The organism is Kitasatospora sp. NPDC058115 (genome assembly GCF_042884635.1).
In the GTDB taxonomy this organism is placed as follows: Bacteria; Actinomycetota; Actinomycetes; order Streptomycetales; family Streptomycetaceae; genus Kitasatospora.
On sequence record NZ_JBHVTL010000056.1, the window covers coordinates 1 to 18573 of the forward strand.

Annotated in this window: 17 protein-coding genes and 1 pseudogene; 11 read left to right on the forward strand and 7 right to left on the reverse strand. The window is 72.4% G+C overall.

Annotation, left to right across the window (positions count from 1 at the left end; all coding sequences use genetic code 11):
• The 4 genes and pseudogenes from ACFVVL_RS34755 to ACFVVL_RS34770 all read left to right on the forward strand — a co-directional run.
• Positions 1-2203, forward strand: a pseudogene (locus tag ACFVVL_RS34755) (hypothetical protein); the annotation flags it as partial.
• 61 nt (positions 2204-2264) lie between these two features.
• Positions 2265-2453 (forward strand): hypothetical protein, encoded by a 189-nt coding sequence (locus ACFVVL_RS34760; protein WP_387682476.1) that lies wholly within the window; start codon positions 2265-2267, stop codon positions 2451-2453.
• Positions 2454-2572: 119 nt separating this feature from the next.
• Positions 2573-3535 (forward strand): hypothetical protein, encoded by a 963-nt coding sequence (locus ACFVVL_RS34765; RefSeq protein ID WP_387682479.1) that lies wholly within the window; start codon positions 2573-2575, stop codon positions 3533-3535.
• A gap of 522 nt (positions 3536-4057) precedes the next feature.
• Entirely contained in the window at positions 4058-4288 is a 231-nt protein-coding gene (locus tag ACFVVL_RS34770; protein ID WP_387682482.1) for a hypothetical protein, read from the forward strand.
• Between the two features lie 127 nt (positions 4289-4415).
• Here ACFVVL_RS34770 and mobF read toward each other — a convergent pair whose 3' ends face one another.
• Positions 4416-8453, reverse strand: a complete 4038-nt coding sequence (mobF, locus tag ACFVVL_RS34775) for a MobF family relaxase (protein ID WP_387682485.1) — start codon at positions 8451-8453, stop codon at positions 4416-4418.
• Between the two features lie 221 nt (positions 8454-8674).
• Between mobF and ACFVVL_RS34780 the strand changes: the two genes are divergently transcribed.
• From ACFVVL_RS34780 to ACFVVL_RS34790, 3 genes are all read left to right on the forward strand, one after another.
• Positions 8675-9301, forward strand: a complete 627-nt coding sequence (locus ACFVVL_RS34780; RefSeq protein WP_387682488.1) for a hypothetical protein — start codon at positions 8675-8677, stop codon at positions 9299-9301.
• On the forward strand, positions 9298-10455 hold the full coding sequence (locus ACFVVL_RS34785) for a hypothetical protein (RefSeq protein ID WP_387682491.1): 1158 nt from the start codon (positions 9298-9300) through the stop codon (positions 10453-10455). The genes ACFVVL_RS34780 and ACFVVL_RS34785 overlap by 4 nt, the downstream gene beginning before the upstream one ends.
• Positions 10456-10631: 176 nt before the next feature.
• A complete protein-coding gene (locus ACFVVL_RS34790; protein WP_387682494.1) occupies positions 10632-10763 on the forward strand; it encodes a hypothetical protein in 132 nt (43 codons plus the stop codon).
• A gap of 204 nt (positions 10764-10967) precedes the next feature.
• Here the strand turns inward: ACFVVL_RS34790 and ACFVVL_RS34795 are convergent, their stop codons facing one another.
• Positions 10968-11144 (reverse strand): hypothetical protein, encoded by a 177-nt coding sequence (locus tag ACFVVL_RS34795; protein ID WP_387682496.1) that lies wholly within the window; start codon positions 11142-11144, stop codon positions 10968-10970.
• Between the two features lie 977 nt (positions 11145-12121).
• Between ACFVVL_RS34795 and ACFVVL_RS34800 the strand changes: the two genes are divergently transcribed.
• Positions 12122-12340 carry a hypothetical protein gene (locus ACFVVL_RS34800; protein WP_387682498.1) on the forward strand — a complete coding sequence of 73 codons (219 nt, stop codon included), beginning with the start codon at positions 12122-12124 and terminating at the stop codon, positions 12338-12340.
• A 315-nt stretch (positions 12341-12655) separates the two neighbouring features.
• Here the strand turns inward: ACFVVL_RS34800 and ACFVVL_RS34805 are convergent, their stop codons facing one another.
• From ACFVVL_RS34805 to ACFVVL_RS34825, 5 genes are all read right to left on the reverse strand, one after another.
• Positions 12656-13564 (reverse strand): hypothetical protein, encoded by a 909-nt coding sequence (locus ACFVVL_RS34805; RefSeq protein ID WP_387682501.1) that lies wholly within the window; start codon positions 13562-13564, stop codon positions 12656-12658.
• A 5-nt stretch (positions 13565-13569) separates the two neighbouring features.
• Positions 13570-13977 carry a hypothetical protein gene (locus ACFVVL_RS34810; RefSeq protein WP_387682504.1) on the reverse strand — a complete coding sequence of 136 codons (408 nt, stop codon included), beginning with the start codon at positions 13975-13977 and terminating at the stop codon, positions 13570-13572.
• A gap of 24 nt (positions 13978-14001) precedes the next feature.
• Complete coding sequence (locus ACFVVL_RS34815; RefSeq protein WP_387682507.1) at positions 14002-15108, reverse strand: hypothetical protein; 1107 nt, start codon at positions 15106-15108, stop codon at positions 14002-14004.
• Between the two features lie 185 nt (positions 15109-15293).
• Positions 15294-15470 carry a hypothetical protein gene (locus ACFVVL_RS34820; RefSeq protein ID WP_387682510.1) on the reverse strand — a complete coding sequence of 59 codons (177 nt, stop codon included), beginning with the start codon at positions 15468-15470 and terminating at the stop codon, positions 15294-15296.
• On the reverse strand, positions 15470-15712 hold the full coding sequence (locus ACFVVL_RS34825) for a hypothetical protein (protein WP_387682513.1): 243 nt from the start codon (positions 15710-15712) through the stop codon (positions 15470-15472). The genes ACFVVL_RS34820 and ACFVVL_RS34825 overlap by 1 nt, the downstream gene beginning before the upstream one ends.
• Before the next feature lie 298 nt (positions 15713-16010).
• Between ACFVVL_RS34825 and ACFVVL_RS34830 the strand changes: the two genes are divergently transcribed.
• The 3 genes from ACFVVL_RS34830 (at position 16011) to ACFVVL_RS34840 (ending at position 18247) form a co-directional block, all read left to right on the forward strand.
• Positions 16011-16712 carry a GntR family transcriptional regulator gene (locus ACFVVL_RS34830; protein ID WP_387682516.1) on the forward strand — a complete coding sequence of 234 codons (702 nt, stop codon included), beginning with the start codon at positions 16011-16013 and terminating at the stop codon, positions 16710-16712.
• Positions 16713-16789: 77 nt separating this feature from the next.
• Positions 16790-17827 (forward strand): hypothetical protein, encoded by a 1038-nt coding sequence (locus tag ACFVVL_RS34835; RefSeq protein ID WP_387682519.1) that lies wholly within the window; start codon positions 16790-16792, stop codon positions 17825-17827.
• 42 nt (positions 17828-17869) lie between these two features.
• Positions 17870-18247: a hypothetical protein gene (locus ACFVVL_RS34840; protein WP_387682522.1), complete on the forward strand. Its 378-nt coding sequence runs from the start codon at positions 17870-17872 to the stop codon at positions 18245-18247.
• Positions 18248-18573 lie beyond the last annotated feature (326 nt).

The window sequence follows — 18573 nt, forward strand, 5'->3', positions numbered from 1 at the left end:
CCACTTGAGCCCGATGGTACCGGGTGATCGCGCTATCCGCGCAACACCCACCCCACGAACTTCGGCCACCGCGCCGGACAACGCCCCCGCCACCCCGGCGGTAGAGCGTCCGGCCGACGGTGGCCGCACGCGTGTTCCCACCCTTGAGGGTGAACGCGCCCGCGCCCGGGCGCGCCGGGACGCCCGACGGGCGAAGGACGCCCCCGCCGCCGCTCCGGCCGTCAAGCTCACCGCCGCGGAGCGCGCCGTCGCCCTCCAAGCCCTGGAACAGAAGCACCACGCCGCCCTCACCGCCGGCCGCGCCAATCGCGCCGAGCGCCGGGCCGAGCAGCAGGCCGCCGCCCGCGCCGCCCGCGACCTCGCCGCCGCCCTGCGCGCCGCAGGCATCACCGCGACCCCAGCCCCCGCCCCCAGCCACCCCACCAAGGGCCAGGGACGGGCTGTCAGCGCCCTGAACGGCGGCTCGGGTTCGAACCGAGAGAGTTACGTTTCCGCCGCAGCTCAGGGGCCGTCAGGGGGCGCCGCCGAGGGCGGGTGCGGCCAGCTGACCAAGGGTGCGGACGCCCGGCTGAACAGCCTGATCAAGAAGGGTGACGCCCGGCTCCGCCTGCTCGACGGCATCCAGCGGATCACCGGCCTGCCCAGCCTGGAGAAGTGCCAGGTGGTGCCGCTCGGCGACGCGGTCGGGTTCCACGGGAACGAGGGCACCGGGCGGGCGGCCACGTTCAGCGGCCTGGTGCGGTGCGGCTCGGTCTGGTCCTGCCCGCCGTGCGCCGCCGCGATCCGGGCCAAGAGGTCCGCTGAGCTGGAGGTTTTCGCCGTTGCCTGGCTGGAGGCCGGACGCGGGATCTACATGGCCACCCTCACCGCCCCGCACTGGAAGCATGTCCGCCTGCTCACCCAGTTCGGCAAGTTCGCCGAGGGCTGGCGGGGCGTCGGACAGGGAGCGTGGTGGACCGGACGCGCCGTTGTGCGCGACAAGGCGCCGGTGCCGTGGGCCCGTCGCCACGACTACGACGACCTGCCCAAGGACATCGAGCCGCGCGAGGTCGACGGCGAGCTGGTCGTCTGGCGGCAGGGCTGGAAGGCCCGCCGGGGCATCCGGGGCGTCACCCGCACCATCGAGGTCACCCACGGGGCGAACGGGTGGCACTCCCACCTGCACGTCCTGCTGTGGACCACGGAGCCCGCGACCCGGAAGCAGGCCGACGTGCTCCAGGAGGAGCTGTACAAGCGGTGGGCGGCTCGCTGCAAGGCCGTTGGCCTGCCCACCCCGGACCGCGAGCACGGCGTCCGGGTGGACCCCGCGATCCGCCAGGCGGACGGCTCGATGCCGCTCGGCCTGATCAAGTACCTGGCCAAGGTTCAGGACCGGGACGTCGTGACGAAGGAGGTCACCGCCCGGCCGCTCGCCAACGAAATGACCAGGTCAGACGACAAGTTGGCTCGTGGAGCGAAGGGCCGCACCCCCTTCCAGCTCGCCGAACTGGCCATCGCCGGGGACGAGAAGGCGCTCGGCCTGTGGCGGGAGTACGAGCAGGCAACCCGCGGCCGGCAGTGCCTCACCTGGACCGAGGGCTTCAAGGCCGAGCTGGCGGCGCTCGCCGGGGTCGACCTGGACGAGCGGGACGACGAGGAGCTGCCCGCTGCCGAGGACGATGAGAAGCACCGCGACCTGCCCGACCTGGCCATCCGGGGCACCGCGTACCGCTCCAGCGTCGCCCTCCGGACCGGTGGCCGCGCCGACCTCAAGATGGCCTGGCACACCGGCAAGATGCCCGGTCTCCTCGCTCAGCTCCTGGAGTGGGGCCTTCAGCCCGGCCCCGACTTCTGGAAGCCCGAGCAGCCGCTCGGCCGGGACGCGGGCATGACGAAGGAGCAGGTCGAACGCCGCAGGCGGCAGAAGGCCGAGCAGCAGGCCCGGCACGAGCGGCTGCGGCAGGAGCGGGAGGGCAACCCCGAGCGCTGGGCTGCTGCCGTGGAGAAGCGCCGCGCCACGATCGCCGTCCGCGCGGCCGAGCAGGCCGCGGTGGTCCAGCCCGAGCTGGTCGACCACGACACCCTCGCCGAGGCGGAACAGCGAGGCCGAGCCCAGGCCGCCGAGCGGTTCCGTGCCGCCCGCCGGGCCGCTCGCGGTACCGACCCGACTGCCTCCGACGCCATCCACCGGAGCCTCAAGGACCGCGGCCTCATCACCGTCTGATCCGCAGCGGACCCCAGCGTCAACCCGCCGCAACCAACCCCAGCCACCCAAAGGAGTGACCATGACCCACCGCCGCCCCCTCGGCCCTGGCGTCGACCGCGACCACCAGGACGTCGCCGACCCCGTCGCGCACCGCCCCGGCCGGACCGCTGCCGAGCGGGCCGCCGACGTCGCGCCCCCGCCTCCGCAGGCGGACCTGCCGAACCAGGCACCGACCGGCCGCCGCACCCTCGCCGTCCGCGAACCGTAAATCCTTCGGCGGCCGCCGCCGAGCTCCGCCCCTCCTCCCGCAAATCCTGCGGCAGGACGGGCGGAGCAATGAAGCTTAAGAGGCGGCAGATGGGCGAGTTATCTAGCATGATTGCCCGCATGGGATCGACGGTGCAGTTCACGGTGGCGGTGGCGGAGGAGCGGCTCCAGCTGCTCGACCTGGTGGCCGATATGGCGGCCCGGGAGGAGCGGGCCTGGCTCGCCGAACAGCGTGAGGGGCACGTCGGTCTGCGCGGCGGGAAGCTCGCGCAGGCCCGTCGGGCCACGAGGGAGAAGCTCGCCGAGCAGAGAGAGGCTGGAGCTCTGGCGGGGAGCCGGGACTGGCTGTTGGTGCCCGGGGTCCGAGCCGAGCTGGCCGCTCGTGGTTGGGACCGTGACTGGCCGCCGATTCCGTCGGGGGCGCTTGCCGCCGGACGACGCTGGGGTACTGCTCCAGCCCGGTACGAAGGCAGCCACGATGAAGGGGAGACGAAGTTCCTCGGCCGGCTCGGGCTGAGGCTCCCGGGCGAGGTAGGTGAACGGCTCCAGCGGGCCTGTTACTGGCACAACGCGGAAATCGAACGGCAGCTCCAGGAGTGGGCCGACCAGTGGGGCGATGGCCCTGAGGTCATCATGCGAGAGTCCGCGCGTGAGAACGGGGGGGTGACCGTTCTCGCCGGAATGCTCGCGGCGCTTGCCCCGACCCCGACAGCGGACGAGATGGACCGACGGGCCGAGCTCCGAGCCAAGGTCGTCACCACCGGTGACATCCTGCGTGCGGCACTGGACCGCGCGGTTGACGAGGCTCCCGAGCGGGCCCGCCGAGAGCACACCAGGCTTCGCATCGCCGTCACCCAAGCCCGGCACGAGGTTGACCGAGCCCGTCAGTGTGCGGCGTGGGCCCAAGCCGAATGGGAACTGGCTGAGTCCCTGGACAAGGTAGACGATGCGGCGAAGGCGAAGAAGGAAGCCGGCTTCTGGCTGGCCATGGCCACTCAGCACCGCTTCGACGAGGCTCGGTTTGCGGCCCAGGCAGACCAAGTCGCGAAACTCCTCAACGAACTCAAGACCTCGCCTGCCTGAATCGCAGAGCCCCGGACCTCCCGATGGTCTGGGGCTTGCTCATGAATTCGATCAATCTTGCTAGATTACCTGCCCATTGGCGATCAATCTTGCTAGATTACCCGATTCCGCCCAGTGCTCAAGAAAGGGCGCACGGTGCGTCCGGAATTACCTGTGCGCCTCTCGGTATCGGAAAACCTCAAACTCATCAACATTTATGGATGTACCTGTTTGTCCCTCTTTGTCCTTTCGCGGAGCACTGTTACCGGCGCTGTGGCAAAGGTCACATCTGGGGGTTATCTGTGATCGCAGCAGGCCCCTGACCTGCTGTTCCACCGGTGTCGGAGCGTTCATGTATAAGCCCTCGGAAGGGGTGCTCGTAACCACCAGATCGGGGGCTATGGCAAGAGTGACTTGCGCTCAGACTTAGTAGTCTTTGGTACGCGTAAGGGGCCCTCGCGGCGATTGCTTGGCGGCTGGCCGAGAAGACCCCTTATCGCGAAGCCAACCCAGCTCGCTCAAGAGGAAAGGACTGGTCTTCAGGTGGAGCTTAACGCGTCCGCAGACGGCCAAGAGGAGGGCCGCGACAAGGCGGCCCCGGTTGCAGTGGAGCTCTCGGACGGTGAAGACCGCCGAGAAGAAGGGCTGCGGCGACGGTTGCGCTGGCCGCGGCGTCACCTGCGGATCTTCGGGATCAACCTGGTGCGGGGCGCGGGCTACGCCTGCGGCACCGGCCTGGTGGCCGGCGTGATGTGGTGGATCCAGAGCCGCTGACGGCCGGGCGGCCGGCCCTCTCCGTGGTCGGCCGCACCACCTAGGAACGGTCCTAGGTGGTGCACCCAAACGTCGCCGGTCACCGTCAGATCTGACGGTTGGCCGCACCCCACACTGTCGGTTGCCGTTACCGTCCGAGGCTGGGCCCGGACTGGTGCTGGGTCGGCGGCTCGTACCGGTACTCGTACTGGGCCCGCTCGGCGGCGCGGGCCTGCTCGGCAGCCCGCCGGGCGTTGGCCGTGCGGATCGCCGCAGCGCGCTCCACGGCCTCCTCGGTGCGGCGCCCGGCGGGCAGGTGCTCGCGCAGTGCGGCCTCCTCGCGCAGGCCGGCCGCACGCTCGTCGAGCTGCTCGGCACTGCGCCGCTGCCCGGCCGCGTCGCGCACCAGCCGCTGGTACTGCCCGACGTCGCGGCGCTCCAGGCGCTCGGCGAGGCCGGGCAGCTTCGCCCGCTCGTCGGCGATCCGTTGCTCGGAGATCCCGTAGCCGCTGCCGCCGGCGGACACAACCTCGGCCGTGGCCCGGTGCTGCAGTTCCTTGCCCTGGGCGCGCAGGTCGACGGCCTGCTGCAGCAGCGGCTGGATCTGCGCGGTGCGGTCGCTGACCCGCCGCCGCAGGGCGTCGGCGGCCTCCAGCATCCCCCCGCGCTGCAGGAGGACGGCCGAGCGCTTCAGCGCGGCGCGCTCGCGGATTCGGCCCTCGGCCCGCATCTCCTCGCGGTTCGTGGCGTACATCTCGGCGGTGCGCGCGTCGACCTCGGCGGCGGCCTGGACGGCGGCGCCGGCCTCGGCGAGCAGCTGCTCGGCGGCGTCGAGGTGGGCCGTGACCTTCGCGACGAGCAGGCGGCCGGGCGCCTGCTCGGTACCCAGCAGCGAGCCGAGCCGGTCGGCCTGGACGTCGAGGCCGTGCGCGGTGGCCCGGGCCTGCGAGGCCTCGCGCTCGGCATGCTCGGCGCCCGGCACCAACGCGCCGGTCGCCACACCGCCGAACGGGCGCTCGCGCCAGCCCGGCACAGGCGGTGCGGCCCGTTCGGGCTCGGCCGACAGCACGGGGCCGGTGCGGAAGCCGCCCTCAGGTCGTTGCGCCGACGGCTCGTGACGAGGCGCCGGGACGTCGGCCACCGCCTGGTGCTCGTCGACCTGGCGGCCGCGGTCGGCGGCGATCTCGTCGACGACCATCACGTCCTCGCCGTCCCGCTCCAGCAGGCGCCCGTACGCGGCCACCGCCCGGTCCAGGCGCTCCGCGCCGCTGTGGGGGTCGCCGAGCGTGATCCGGGTGACGTCGTCCTCCAGCTCCTCCAGGGGGAGGACGAGATGGGTCTCCTGGCGGGCCCGGGACAGCGCCGGGTAGAGGCTGTGGGCGTCGGCGCCCCGGCCTGACGCAATCGTGACCTCGGACGTCAGGCCCTGGGCCGAGCCGATCGTCATCGCGTAGCCGTGGGTCAGCCGGCCCTCGGCTACGTCGCCGCGGCTCATCCACGCGGCGTCGGTGCGCTGTCCGCCGGCGCCGTCCGGACGGCGCCACTCCACCAGCACACCGCGCCGCGCGTCTACCGCCAGCGCCACACCCCGGAACCCGTTCAGAACATCCGGCTCGTCGCCGCGACGGGACCGGTAGTCGTTGCGGCGCACGTGCACCAGGTCCCCGGCCGCGAACTCCACGGGACCGCCGTCCGGCGCGCGGAAGACCAGGCCGCGGTCGAGTTCGCCGGCAGCCACCCGCAGCGCTCGGGCCCTGGCGTTCAAGTCGGCGACGTCCGCCCGGCGGGCCGCCAGCAGCAGCAGCTCGGCGACCTGGCCGTGGGGGTCGCCCGCCCACCGGGTCCGGGCGGTGTCCCACGCGCGGAGCATGGAAGTGTGGGCCTCATCGAGGGTGTCGACGGCGTGGACGCGCCCGTGCCCGGCCAGCATCGCCAGCGCGCTGGTGCGCCCACCGTCCCGCCACGTCCGCAGCGCGGCCCGCTCGACCAGGTCGACCTGGCGGCGGTTCTCGCCGAGGACCAGGCCCTCGACGATCTGGTGGATCCGGCTGAAGCCGCCGCCGACCCCGACCGCCCGCAGCTGCGCCGGGTCGCCGATCGCCACCACCTTGGTGCCGGTCTCGTAGGCGTGCCGCAGCAGCGCGGCCAGCGCCCGGTCGTCGACCATCGCGGCCTCGTCGATCACGAGGACGCCGACGCCCTCCAGGCCGCGGCCGCCGGAGATGTCGCGGGTCCACGCGGCGATGGTCCGCGAGTCGATCCCGGCCTCGGCCGCGAGGTTCGCCGCAGCTACGGCCGCCGTCGAGGCGCCGACCACGGCGAGGCCGGCGGCTTCCCACCCGGTCCGCGCCGCCTGCATCAACGTCGTTTTCCCGGCCCCGGCGACGCCGATCACCGCGTCAGCGCCGTGCCCGGCGGTCAGCAGCCGCACGATCACCTCGCGCTGCTGTTCGGAGAACCGGAACGGCCGGTCCGCCGTCGACCGGGCGAGTTCGGCGGTGGCGATCGTCAGCTCGGCGGCCGCCGGGGTGAGCTGGGCCAGGCCCCGGCCGTAGCCGGTCGCAGTCGTCCTGATGATCGTGCTCTCGGCCAGCAGTACCGACTGGTGGGTGTAGCGCTGGCGGTGCACTTGGTGGTGCCGGTCGGAGTCCCGCAGCCGCACCGCGTGCCGGTCGACGGCGAGCACCTCGTCGACGAGCTGGGTGAGCTGCTCGACCGACTCCAGGCGCGGCAGCGTCTGCACGACCGCGGTCATCACCTGGGTGTGGCCGACGACCTTCTTCGACGCCACCAGCCCGTGGTCCGGGTCCTCCCAAATCTGGGAGGCGATCTGGGCGGGGGTGGGCAGCACCGGTCCGTTGGGCCCGCGGCCGCTGCCAGTGGGGGAGGGGCCGCTGGGCCCGGGCAGCGCATCGCGCACCATCGTGTCGACCGCCACGCCCGCCCGCTGCAGGGCGCTCTGGCGCTCGTCGTCGTCCAGGCCGGACAGGTCGCCGGCCGTCACCGCCACCGCCCGCGCCCGCCAGCTCACGCGCTCCACGGCCTGGTCGCCGTCGACCTTGGCCTCGGCGGTGCGCCGCGCCGCGCTCTTCTGCTGGTCGCGGCTCGCCTCGGGGCCGGCCTCGGCGACAACCTGGGCATGGCGGCGTGAGAACGCGGTCCGCAGCGCCTCGTCGACCCCGACGAGTTCCCACGCACCGGTGCTCGGCGAACGCTCGAACCGGGCGCCGTGCCGCTCGGTCAGCCGGGCGCGCAGGCGGGCCTCGGTGATCTCGTTGACCAGGTGCGCGTGCCGCAGCAGGTCCTCCGCGCCCGCGGCGATCGTGCGCCACTTCCCGTCGAAGCCCTTCGCCATGTGTGCCAGGTTCACGTGCACGTGCAGGTGCGGGTCGCCGACCGCGCCGTCGACCGGCCGCGCGCTGCGGTGCAGCGTGGTCCATCCGAGGAACCCGGAGGTGGCGACCCGCTCGGCACGCTGGCCGTCGCCGTGATGGCCGGCCATCCCGTACGCCGTCCACTCCTCCAGCGCGGCGACCGCCTCGCCGACCGAGGCCAGGAACTCCTCCTCCAGCTGCGCCGCCAGTTCGTCACCGGCCAGCGCCCACGCGGTCGAGATGCTCTTCGGCAGGTCCAGCACCAGGTCGACGCCGCGGAGGCCGACGTCAACATGCCGGGCGGCGAACGGCCGAGCCTCAGCCACGACGTCGGCGCCGTACAGTTCCTCGGCGGAAAGGCCGGCGGCGGAGGCCAGGCGCTCGACGTCGGCGAGCGGCAGCAGGTGCCGCTCGCCCTCGCGGCGCACGCCCCGCTCGGCGCGGGCCAGACGCTCGGCGAGCGGGCCGCCGCCCAGGTACGCGGCCGCAGTGGCCCCGGCCGACTCGGCGAGCGAGGCCAGGGCGCCAGTCAGGACGTGCGCAGGCAGTTTGCCGCGCGGGTCGAGGACCCGCTTGCGCTTCACGAGCTGGTCGCCGGTGCGCCAGTCCCGACCGTCCATCAGCGCGCGGGCCGCGTCCGGGTCGACGGCCCCGCCGGCGGTCAGGCCGAGCTCCACCAGGCCGCCGCCGATCCACCGCAGATCCCGGTCGGAGGCGAGCCGGTACTCGACCTGCGCGTCGTGCTGGGCGTCGCACCCGCAGTCGCGGGACAGCCGGTAGTCGACCTGCTCAGGGGCCCGGATCGGCGTCACCCACCCCACCGCTGGCACCCCCCTCCGCCGCCGCGCCCCGCCCCGGCGGACCATGATCGTGTATCGAAGATACCTGGAGTGCTGTTCAGTACCTAGAGGGTGGTCACGTGCCCTTTGGCGACCAATCTTGCTAGATTGCCTGGCCTGGACAGCGCGGGCACGGTACCAGCGTCCGGCGTTGCCTGGCGGGCGTAGGTGGGGCAGGGGCTAGCGTGTCGCCCATGCTGATTGCCTCCGTGAACTTCAAGCCGGGTACGGGGAAGACGACCACCAGTGGCTGGCTGGCCTCGGCGATGCACGAGCGCCGTGAGACGCCTCTGGTGGTCGGCGTGGACGCCGACCGTTCGCGGGGCTGGGCCGACTGGAACGAGGCCGCTCCCTTCCCCTTCCCGGTGCACTTCTGTGCCCGGCCGCAGGCCGACATCCTGATCCCCGAGCTGGTGCCGGCCGGGCACGACGTGGTGGTCGACTGCCCGCAGGCCGAGGACCACGCCGACATCGTCATGGCGGTGCTGCGCCTGGCCGACGTCGTCGTGGTCCCGGCGAGTACGAGCAGCTTCGAGCTGCCCCGCACGATCGACACGGCGCGGTTCCTGGAGCGGGCCCGTCAGGAGACGGGTCGGGCCCTGCCTGCGGTCGTGTCCCTGAACCGGGTCGACCCCGGTGACCAGAAGTGGACCTGGCAGGTGCGTGAGGACCTGGCCTCGATGGGCTTCACCGTGTTGGTCACAGAGATCCCGCCGCACAGGAAGTACATCAAGAGCTGGGGCACGCAGATCAAGGCGCGGATGACCCACTACGACCGGGTCCTGACGGAGATCAGGAACATGAAGCTGGGAGACCGATGACCACGCCCGCGACACAGCACCGCAACCGCCGACCCGACCGGCCGGACCGGTCGGCGGTCACCTTGGTCCAGGACCTGCCTGACCTCGCCGATGTCGCGGAGGGCACTGGCGCGCTCACCGCGATCGAGCGGGCGAACCTGGCGGCGGCCGAGACGGCGATCGACACCTTCCACGCCGCCGGCTGGGCGGCCGGGCAGGCGCTTGCTGTCATCGCCAAGGGGAACCTGCACCGCGACACCCACTCGACCTTCCCCGAGTACCTCTGGGAGCGGTGGGGCCTCAAGCCCTCGCCCGCCTACCGCCTGATGGAGGGCTGGCGCCTGGCGGCATGCCTTGCTCCGGCGACCGCCGGGCGCGGAGTGACTGGCAGCCACGTCACTAGCCTCCTGCCGGTGGTGAAGCGCTACGGCGCCGGCCGCGACGAGGACGGCCGTGACGAGCTCGGCGAGACGACAGCCGAGGCGGTGTTCGCCGGGGCTCAGGACGCGGTGCGGGAGTCGGCGCTGGACCGTAAGGTGACGGCCGAGCTCCTTGACGTGGCGGTGGCCGCGCTACCCGAGGCGGCCGAACTGCCCGACGACCTTGCGGAGCGGCAGAAGGCGGTCCGCGAGGCGGCGCGCGAGGCCGTGGCCTCCCGAATTGGGGAGCCCGCCCGGGGTGGGGACCGGACGTCGAAGAAGAAGGCCGGCCCGCTGCGCCTGGCGGTGCCGGTGCCGGAGGAGCTGACGGCCGAGCTGGACGACTGGACGAGCCAGCTGTCGGCAGGCCTCGGCATGACGCTGTCCAGGGACGCCGTGGCCGCGCGGATCCTGGAGCTCGCCTTGGAGGACCCGGACGCCCTGGTGGCCGTGGCCCAGCGGATCGAGTCCGGGTCGGCCGAGTTGGTCGGAGCGGCCCGGAGATGGACGTGGACCCCGGCCGGGACGGCGCGCGGGTACATCCGGATCGCCGAGCACCGGGCGAAGGGCCACAAGGCGGGGAAGAACGAGCCAGCGATCGTCTGCTCGGAGCGGGGCGAGGACGCCTGCGAGGAGACCCCGGTGTGGCGGGTCGTCAACCGTCCGGTCGGTAAGACGGCCCTCCCGACAACCCTGCACTTCTGCGACGAGCACCTGCCGGGGGACTGCAGCCCGCCCGGTCGCTGGAACGGCTGACAGTCATTGCGGGGCTCGGACGACGGATGCCGGGCCCCGTAGGGAGGGCGCTCGGGGCGATCGATTTCAATCTCGCAAGATTGAACGAGGCGTTGACGTTCATGGTGTTCATGGAGTCTGTCCTTCAGGAAGAAGAGGTTCGCGGAGAAGGGCACCATGGTCCCTTCAAGGGCACCATGGACGCCTTCAAGGGCAGCACGGACACCTTCAGCGACACCATGGACGCCTTCAAGGGCAGCACGGACACCTTCAGCGACACCATGGACGCCTTCAAGGGCAGCACGGACACCTTCAAGAGTCCTTGCTAAGGTGGGTGTGAACCAAGACGAGCAAATGCAACTCACTGCTCGGGTGTAGTCGACCTCGACAGGTGTCGAGGGCAAAAGAAGAGCGGGACCGCCCACTTGATCAGGGAAGACGGTCCCGCTGGATGCATCGCTACGAGACGGCTGGGGTCCGACCCCCGGCCGCGAGGGCCGGGGTCCGACCCCCGGCCTTCTCGTTTTTCATGGTCACCACGGCCAGTGGTTGATGGCGAGCCCGATGAAGGGCCCCGCCACCCCGAGCGCTGATCCCACCCACTTTTTGCGGGCAGCCTTCGAGTGGATCTCCTCGATCCGCTCGATCCGCTCGGTCAACCTCTCCAGCCGATCAATGACCGCGTCCAACGCCTCGTCGCGGTGCTCCACCCACGGCCCCGATCCTTCCCCGTCGTCCGGCGGTTCGTTCTCGGGTCCGTGCCCAGGCCTCTGGCCCATGGTGGAGATCCTTTCTCCCAACGCCATCACAGCCCTTGAGGGGGCCGAGTGGATCCGGCATCCGCGGACGGTTGCCGGGCGTCCAGCTGGGCACGCCCGGCTGGGGGGAAAGATCCGGTGCCTACTCTACCCGGATGTGCTGGCTCAGACGGGCTCCTAGGCGCCGTGCATGGTCACCACCGCCCTCACCTGCCGGTACGTCAGTTCCCGGCGCTCTCAAAGTCCGAGGTCGGAAGCTGACCACGCCGCCAAGGACGTGTTCACCGCCATGGCGGCCCCTAGAAGTGATGGATCTTTTTGCGGCCCCACGCGGTCTTGCTCTACTTGGGGTAGTGCGGGGGAAGCGGCGTCCTGTTTGCCTCCGGCATCGATTCGTTACCGCAGACCGCGTGCCGTCCGTAGAGGTAGTGGAACTCAACGCGTGCAGAACCGTGCGAGATTGCCCGGCCCGACTGGGGCGGCGGTGGCCGGCCATCGTCCTTGACCCACGGGTCGGGGCTCGCATTGGAGGGTGCAAGCACCGCCGGTCGCCGGCCTTCTTGCGCTCGGCCCGCCGCCCGCCTTCCCCAGGGGTCGGGCTGTGCGGGGGGTTCCCTCGGTGGGCGGCGGGCTCGTCCCCGAGCACGGGTTCTCGGGGGGTGCCAAGGATCGGGCTTGCCCGACCGCGTAGCGGCGCCGGAGGCGTCCTTGGCGCCCCCCGGGGTTCCGTGCTGGCCTGTGGCGCCGTCCACCGAGGGAACCCCCCGCCGGGTCGACCCGCCACCACCCGCCCACCCGCACAAGATCACGAAGCCCCGTCCCCTTGGAGGTGGCCCGCCGGAGGCAAGATCGGTGAGGCGAGCGGGCCGCTCCCTCGGGCGGGAGGCCGGTGCTTGCACCCACGGTGACTTTGTCTGAGACTGAGACGCATGGACGAGAGTGTGGATCGGGCGCAGGCCGAGGCGGCGCTGGAGGGTCCGGGCGCCGCGCGGATTCGGGCGAAGAGACTGCTGGGCTTGGCCGACGATGACCTGAGGCCGCTGGTGTCGGCGGCGGTGAAGGCGGGCGTGCCGCTGCGCCGGATCGCGGCGCTCACAGGGCTCACCACCAACACGGTGATGCTGTGGGGGAAGAGGGAGGACGGATAGGGCCGCACCCAAAGACGTCTCCGTCTCACACTGAGACGAAAGCGAGGGCCCGTCACCGGCTGGTGGCGGGCCCTCGCCATGCTCGACGGGGACGGCGCGACCCCTTCCCGGACGGCTGTAGTCGGCCCTGTAGTTGGGCGTGTAGTCGGGCGTGTAGTCGGGTAGTCGTCGCAGGTCAGCGGGCGGGTGTAGTCGAGCGGGCGGGGCCTTGGGCGGACCCGGGGGAGAGGGGCCGGAAGGGGCCGCCGGAGCAACGCCTGAGCCCCCGTCCGGCGAACCGGACGGGGGCTCAGGGGAGGCGCTGGAAGGCGGGTGTCAGACGGCCTCGGGGGTGAGGTCGCGGGCGGGCTGGGGAGGGAGGCGCGGGGAGCGCCCGAGGGAGGCGGTCATGGAGGAGGCGGTGAAGCCCGGGGAGGGGGTCCGGCCGGACACCCTGATCCCGCGCTCGACGGGGAGGCCGGCGGCCCGCACGAGGGCGCCGAACTCGCGGGCGTCGTGGGTCGGGTAGTGGCCGTGGCGCTGGAGGCTTTCGAGGGCCTCCGCGAGGTGGACGTGACCGCGCCCCTCGTCGGTCAGGGCGCGCAGGGCGACCATGTGCTCGATGGTGGTGAAAAGGTCGGCGGCGGAGAGGGCCGCGGGCGGGGCGGGGGCGGGTGCGTCGGCCTCCTCCCCGGCTGCCTCTTCCTCGGCGGGGACGGACGCCGCGACGTCCTGCTCGGCCTTTGCCTTCGACGGGGTCTTCGAGGCGGAGGGGGCGTGGATGAGCGCGGCGATCCACCACCCCCCGACGAGCAGGCCGATCCCGGGCCGGACCCAGGGGCCGACGAGGGACCAGATGAGCGGGCCGCCGACGATCAGCATCAGCGCTGCCGCGCCGGCGGAATCGCCGAGCTTGCTGCGCTTGGCCTTGCGGTCGGCCTTGGCGCGCTCCAGCTCGACCTGGCGGGCAGCCACCTCCGCTGCCTCCTGGGCCTGGATCATCGCGGCGCGCTTGGCCGGGTCGGCCTCCGCGACCAGCCTCTTGGCCAGCGCGGCCTCGGCCGCCTCGGCGGCCAGGGCGGCGATCTCGGCCTGCTTGGCGATGAGCGCGGAGGCCTCGGCGCGCCGCTTGTGGTGGGGCGCCATCAGCCTGCGCACGAGGACCGGCGTCCCGGCGGCCAGGCCGGTGAATGGGTACAGGATGGTGGAGACGACGGTCTCGGTGGGGAAGATCTTCTCGGTCATGGCGGTCAGCCGATGATCGCGTTGATGATGCCGCTGAGGACGGACGCGGGGATGGCCCAGAATCCGCCGGCGGAGGCGTAGAGGGACGGGGCGATCGCCCCGCACAGGGCGTCCTTCCACGGCCGGGGCTTGAGCCCGAACACGGCGATGGTGAGGACGGCGGCGGTCGCGCCGGTCTGCCAGTCGCCCAGCGCCGCGTTGCCCTGGAGCGAGGCGCCGAGCTGCTCGCCGATCCCGCTGAGCTGCTGGAACGCGGTGCCCGCGTTGGCGCTCAGCAGGCCGATGCCGAAGGCCCAGTAGGGCACGTGGTCGTCGTCGACCTTGATCTTGTTCTTGCCGCGGATGCCGACGTAGAGGTACATGGTGGTGACGGTGGCGGCGCCGCCGGCGCCCATCGCGATGAGGCTGCTCATGATGGTGTGCTCCTTTGGCGAAGGTCAGTAGAGGGGCAGTGCGGTGAAGACGGGGTCGAGGCCGAGCGCGACGGCGAGGCCGGAGGCGACCGGGATGCGCAGGGCGACGAGGGTGATCAGCGGGAAGGGGCCGGTGACCTCGGAGACGCGCTGGCGGCCCCGGTCGCGGACCTGGAGGTCGAGGGCCCAGCCGAAGGTGGCGACCAGCAGGCCGACGAACGGCCCGCCCGGGGCGATCAGCGACACGAAGCCGGTCGCGTAGCCGCCGGTGGCGCTGATCGCGGTGAGGACGCACCAGCGGCGGAAGCGCCGGGTGCGGTCGGAGGGACCGGCGACGCGGGCGGCCCGGCGGCGCTGGCGGCGGGCCCGGGTGCGGGCCTCGCGCCGGTCGGCGAGCTGCTGCTGGCGGTGGCGACGGGTGCGCTGCTCGGGGGTCTCCCCCCGGGCGGCCAGGACGGCGTCCTCCTGGGCGCGGGCCCGCCGACGCTGCAGCTCGTGCTCGGCCTGGCGTCGCTGGGCGCGCTCGTCGGGGGTCTCGCCGATCCGGTCGGCGAGCAGGTCGACCAGGCCGACGAGGTCGTGGCGCTGGTGTCCGTGGTCGAAGGCGTCCTCGACGGCGTGGCGCTTGGCCTGCTGCTCGGCGGTTTCGCCGGCGGCGGCGAGCTGGGCGTCGCGCAGGGCGCGCTGGGAGTTGACCAGGGCCTCGTACTGGACCTGCTCGCGGGCGTGCCGCTGGGCCTCGGTCTCGGTCAGGAGCTGGCCGACCTGCTGGCCGACCTGCTCGGCGATGTGCGGGACCTGCTGGGTGAGGATCTGGCCGACCGGGGCCCAGAACGCCTGTGCGGCGGCTTCGAAGGAGGGCCGGGCGCCCTGGTCGCCGCCGAGCGGGACGGGGGTGTGCACGGGGGTGGGGCCGTCCTTGCGCCACCACTCCGGGGCGTTGACCGGCTCGGCGGTGGCCGGGCCGGTCGGGGCCTGGGGCGGGACGGTCGGCGGCGCCGAGGGCATCGGCGGCGCGGTGGGCTGCGGTGGAACCGGCGGGGTGGTCGAGGTGGTGGGGCCGGAGTCGACGAGTCTCTGCAGGACGTCGGCGAGGTCGCCGTCCCAGTCGCCGTTGTGCGGGGTGGTCACCGGTTCCACCCCCCGCGGCGGGCCAGCAGGCGGATGCAGTAGTAGGTGAGCGCCGCGTCCCCGCCGAGCAGGAGCAGGCAGATCAGGTTGCCGATCACGTGCGTTTCTCCAGGTCAGAGAGGGTGCCCACCCCGCACACCGGAGGGTGTTCGGGTCGGTGTGCGGGTGGGCACCGGGGAGAGGGGTCAGACGGAGGTGCGGCCGAGCTGGGCGCGGCTGTGGGTGGTGCGCGGGGCGAGGAGCTGGCGGCCGTTGGCGCGGGCCTCGTCGTAGTCGGCGCCGGTCCAGATCCGGCCGTCGGCGTCGACGTGGTCGGGCGTCGAGGTCCGGGTCGCCGGCTTCGTCTCGGTGCGGCGGAACATCAGCGCCGCCCCCCGATCCGGCCGACGAGGACGAACGGCTCGCCGTCAACCACGCACATCGCGGTGAACTCGCTGGCGCTGGCCCCGCCGCTCTTGGCGTCGGTGACGACCAGGCGCGAGCACCAGGACTCGCGGATCAGGCCGCTGACCACGTCGATCGGCACGGGGTCGGCGACGCGGTAGGCGACGCCGTCGCGGTGGACGGTGCCCACCAGCGGCAGGGAGGAGATCGGCTTGCTCACTTCGCACCGCCGCTCTTGCCGACCAGGCGGGAGAGCAGGCGGCCGGCCGCCCCGGCGGCACGGGCGATGTCCTCGGGGGTGATCGGGGGGACGCGGGTAGCGTCGGGCATGGCTGGTCCCTTCATGCAGGGGTTGGCCTGAGCCCCCGTCGGGTCGCATCCGGCGGGGGCTTCTTGCACCACTGAAGGTAGACCAAAACGCCGGTTTGCACTACCCCCTTGGTAGAGCACGCCTTCGTGTTCTACCGTTTGGGGTAGCGCGAGCAGAACAAGCGCTCGCAGGAGGAGAAGGGATTGCCATGGCCGGATACGCCGAGATCGCCGGGCATTTCCGCAGGCTGATCGAGTCGGGGGAGCTGAAGCCGGGCGACCGGCTGCCGCCCCTCAGGGAGGTGATGCAGCAGTTTCAGGTAGCGCAACAGACTGCAAGCAGGGGGTACGCCAAGCTGCGGTCCGAGGGTTTGACCACCGCTACTACGGGTGGCGGGACGGTTGTTGCGCCGTACGGCAGTAACAACATCGCGGCTCGTGTCGCCGCGCACGCGGCCACCGGACGAGCCCTCGGGGACGGGGAGAGCAGCCGAATCCTGGAGGTCGGCACGGTGCCGGCGGACGAGACCGTGGCCCATCGCCTCGGTGTCGAGCCTGGGACTCCCGTTCACGTCCGTCGGCGTGTCGTCAGCCGTGGAGGTGTGCCCGTGCACTACTCCTCGTCCTACTACCCGGCGTACGTCATCGAAGCCGTCCCCGAACTGACCGAGCCGGTTTCGACGGGGGCCAGCCGTGAGCTGGCGGCCGAGCGGTTGGGCGTTCCGCAGGCCCAGGTGCTGGAGGAGATCAGCCCCCGGCTTGCGACCGTGCCGGAGGCGGAGGCGCTGGGCCTCACCGGCCAAGTGATCGTCAACCAGATCGTGCGCACGGTGTGGCTGGCGGACTCCCGGACCGTGGAGGTCGGAGTCAAGATCACCGCGACGGTGCTGCGGTACTCCACCGCCCTGTAGCAGGGCATGAAGAAGGGCCGGACCCGGATGAGCCCCGGGGCCGGCCCCCATCAATCAGTGATCCACGGAGGTTCCCCGTGTCCCACACCACGCAGTATGACCGACCGCACACCATCAGCCGTCCGACGGCTGGCCTGTTCGTCGTCCTGTTCCTCATCTGCGCCGGAGTCGGCGGGGCCGGCGCGTTCGGCACCTACAGCAACGCGAAGGCGGCGCTCGGCGACGACTCCGGCCGGGCGTTGTCGCTCGTCGCCGGAGGGGAGGGAGTCCTCCTGGTGCTCGGTGTCGCCATGCTCGGCCTGACCCTGATCCAGCGCCCGTACCCGGCCGCACTGCGCTACGCCCTGATCGCAGTGCCCGTGGCTGCGGCGGTAGCGGGTGTGGCCAACGCGCACACGTTGGGCGACGCCGCCGCCTACGCGATCTCCCCCATGGCCATGACCGCCGCCGCCGAGCTGTCCGGCCTGCTGGCCCGCTCGATCGTGGTGCACCGCAGCGGGGTGGACGCCGAGGCCCAGCGCCGTGCCGCCGACGCCACCCGGCGCCTGGCCTACCACCGGGCCCGCGCCGCTGGCCACCCCGACGAGAAGAAGCGCGCCCGTTCGGAGCGCGCCGCCTGGCGGCTCGCCGCACGGGTCGGCGAGGGTGACCTGGCGCTCGGCGCGGACCTGGCCGACGTGCAGCGCGAACGGCTGACCATCGCCGCCGACGATGCGCTCGGCGGGATGTTCACCCTGGTCGCCGCCGCACCCGCGCCGCAGGCCGCCGGACCCGCGCCGCACCTCGCCGCGCAGGTCAGCGCCCCTGCGGCCGGACCCGCCGCCGCACCCGCGCCGCACCCCGCCGCACTGCCGCAGCAGGCCGCCGCACCCGCGCCGCACACTGCGGCGGCCACGCTCGCCGACGTCTGCTCCGTCGCGGGCATCGCCGTCCCGACCCCCGGCGACACCATGACCGACGACCAGGTCGCCGCCGTCCTGCGCTGGCTGCGCTACTCCACCAACCCGCCGATGAGTGGCCGCGCCGCCTTCACCGCCTTCCGCGCCGCCGGGTTCATCGCCGCCGACGCCAAGCTTCGCGAGATCTGGAACGGGCTCGACAGCACCGCCCCCTGAACCAGCTCCTCCCGTCACCAGGAATCCGAGAGGATCGACCCCATGAGCACCGACAACAACCTCCTCGGCGCCATCACCGAGCAGGACATGACCCGCTGGCAGATCCAGGGCGCGACGGCGCTCGCCAAGCTGCTGAACAACGCGTTCCATGAGGGGCTCCCCGCGATCGACTGGCAGCTCGCCACCGGCAGCGCGCTCGTCGGCCGAATCGCCCGGCCCAGCCAGACGCCGGCCGAGCAGCGCGCCGCCTTCGAGGCCTGGTCGGCCTACCTCATGGTCGACGGGCAGGAGCGCACCAGCTCCACCGGCCGGACCACTTTGCACGCCCAGGCCAAGCGCCACCCCGCCTACGACGTCGACATCACCCTGATCACCGAGTTCTACGCGGACGAGGCCTGCCCCGACATCGCCCCCCAGTAGGCCATCAGGAACAACAAGGGCCGGTCCGCCACAGCGGACCGGCCCCGTTCAGGTCAGCTAGGTCACAACAAGCACTTTGGCGCGGCGGGTCACGTTGCGCTCAGAAGTACGGCATGATCTGTCGTCAACGGTCCTGAAAATGCAAGAGACCGGGTGGTGGAACACCCGGCCTCTCTGGTGATCAGGTCCTATCCAAAAAGTTCGCTTGCCGGCGAGAACACAGGAACCTGACCACTTGAGCCCGATGGTACCGGGTGATCGCGCTATCCGCGCAACACCCACCCCACGAACTTCGGCCACCGCGCCGGACAACGCCCCCGCCACCC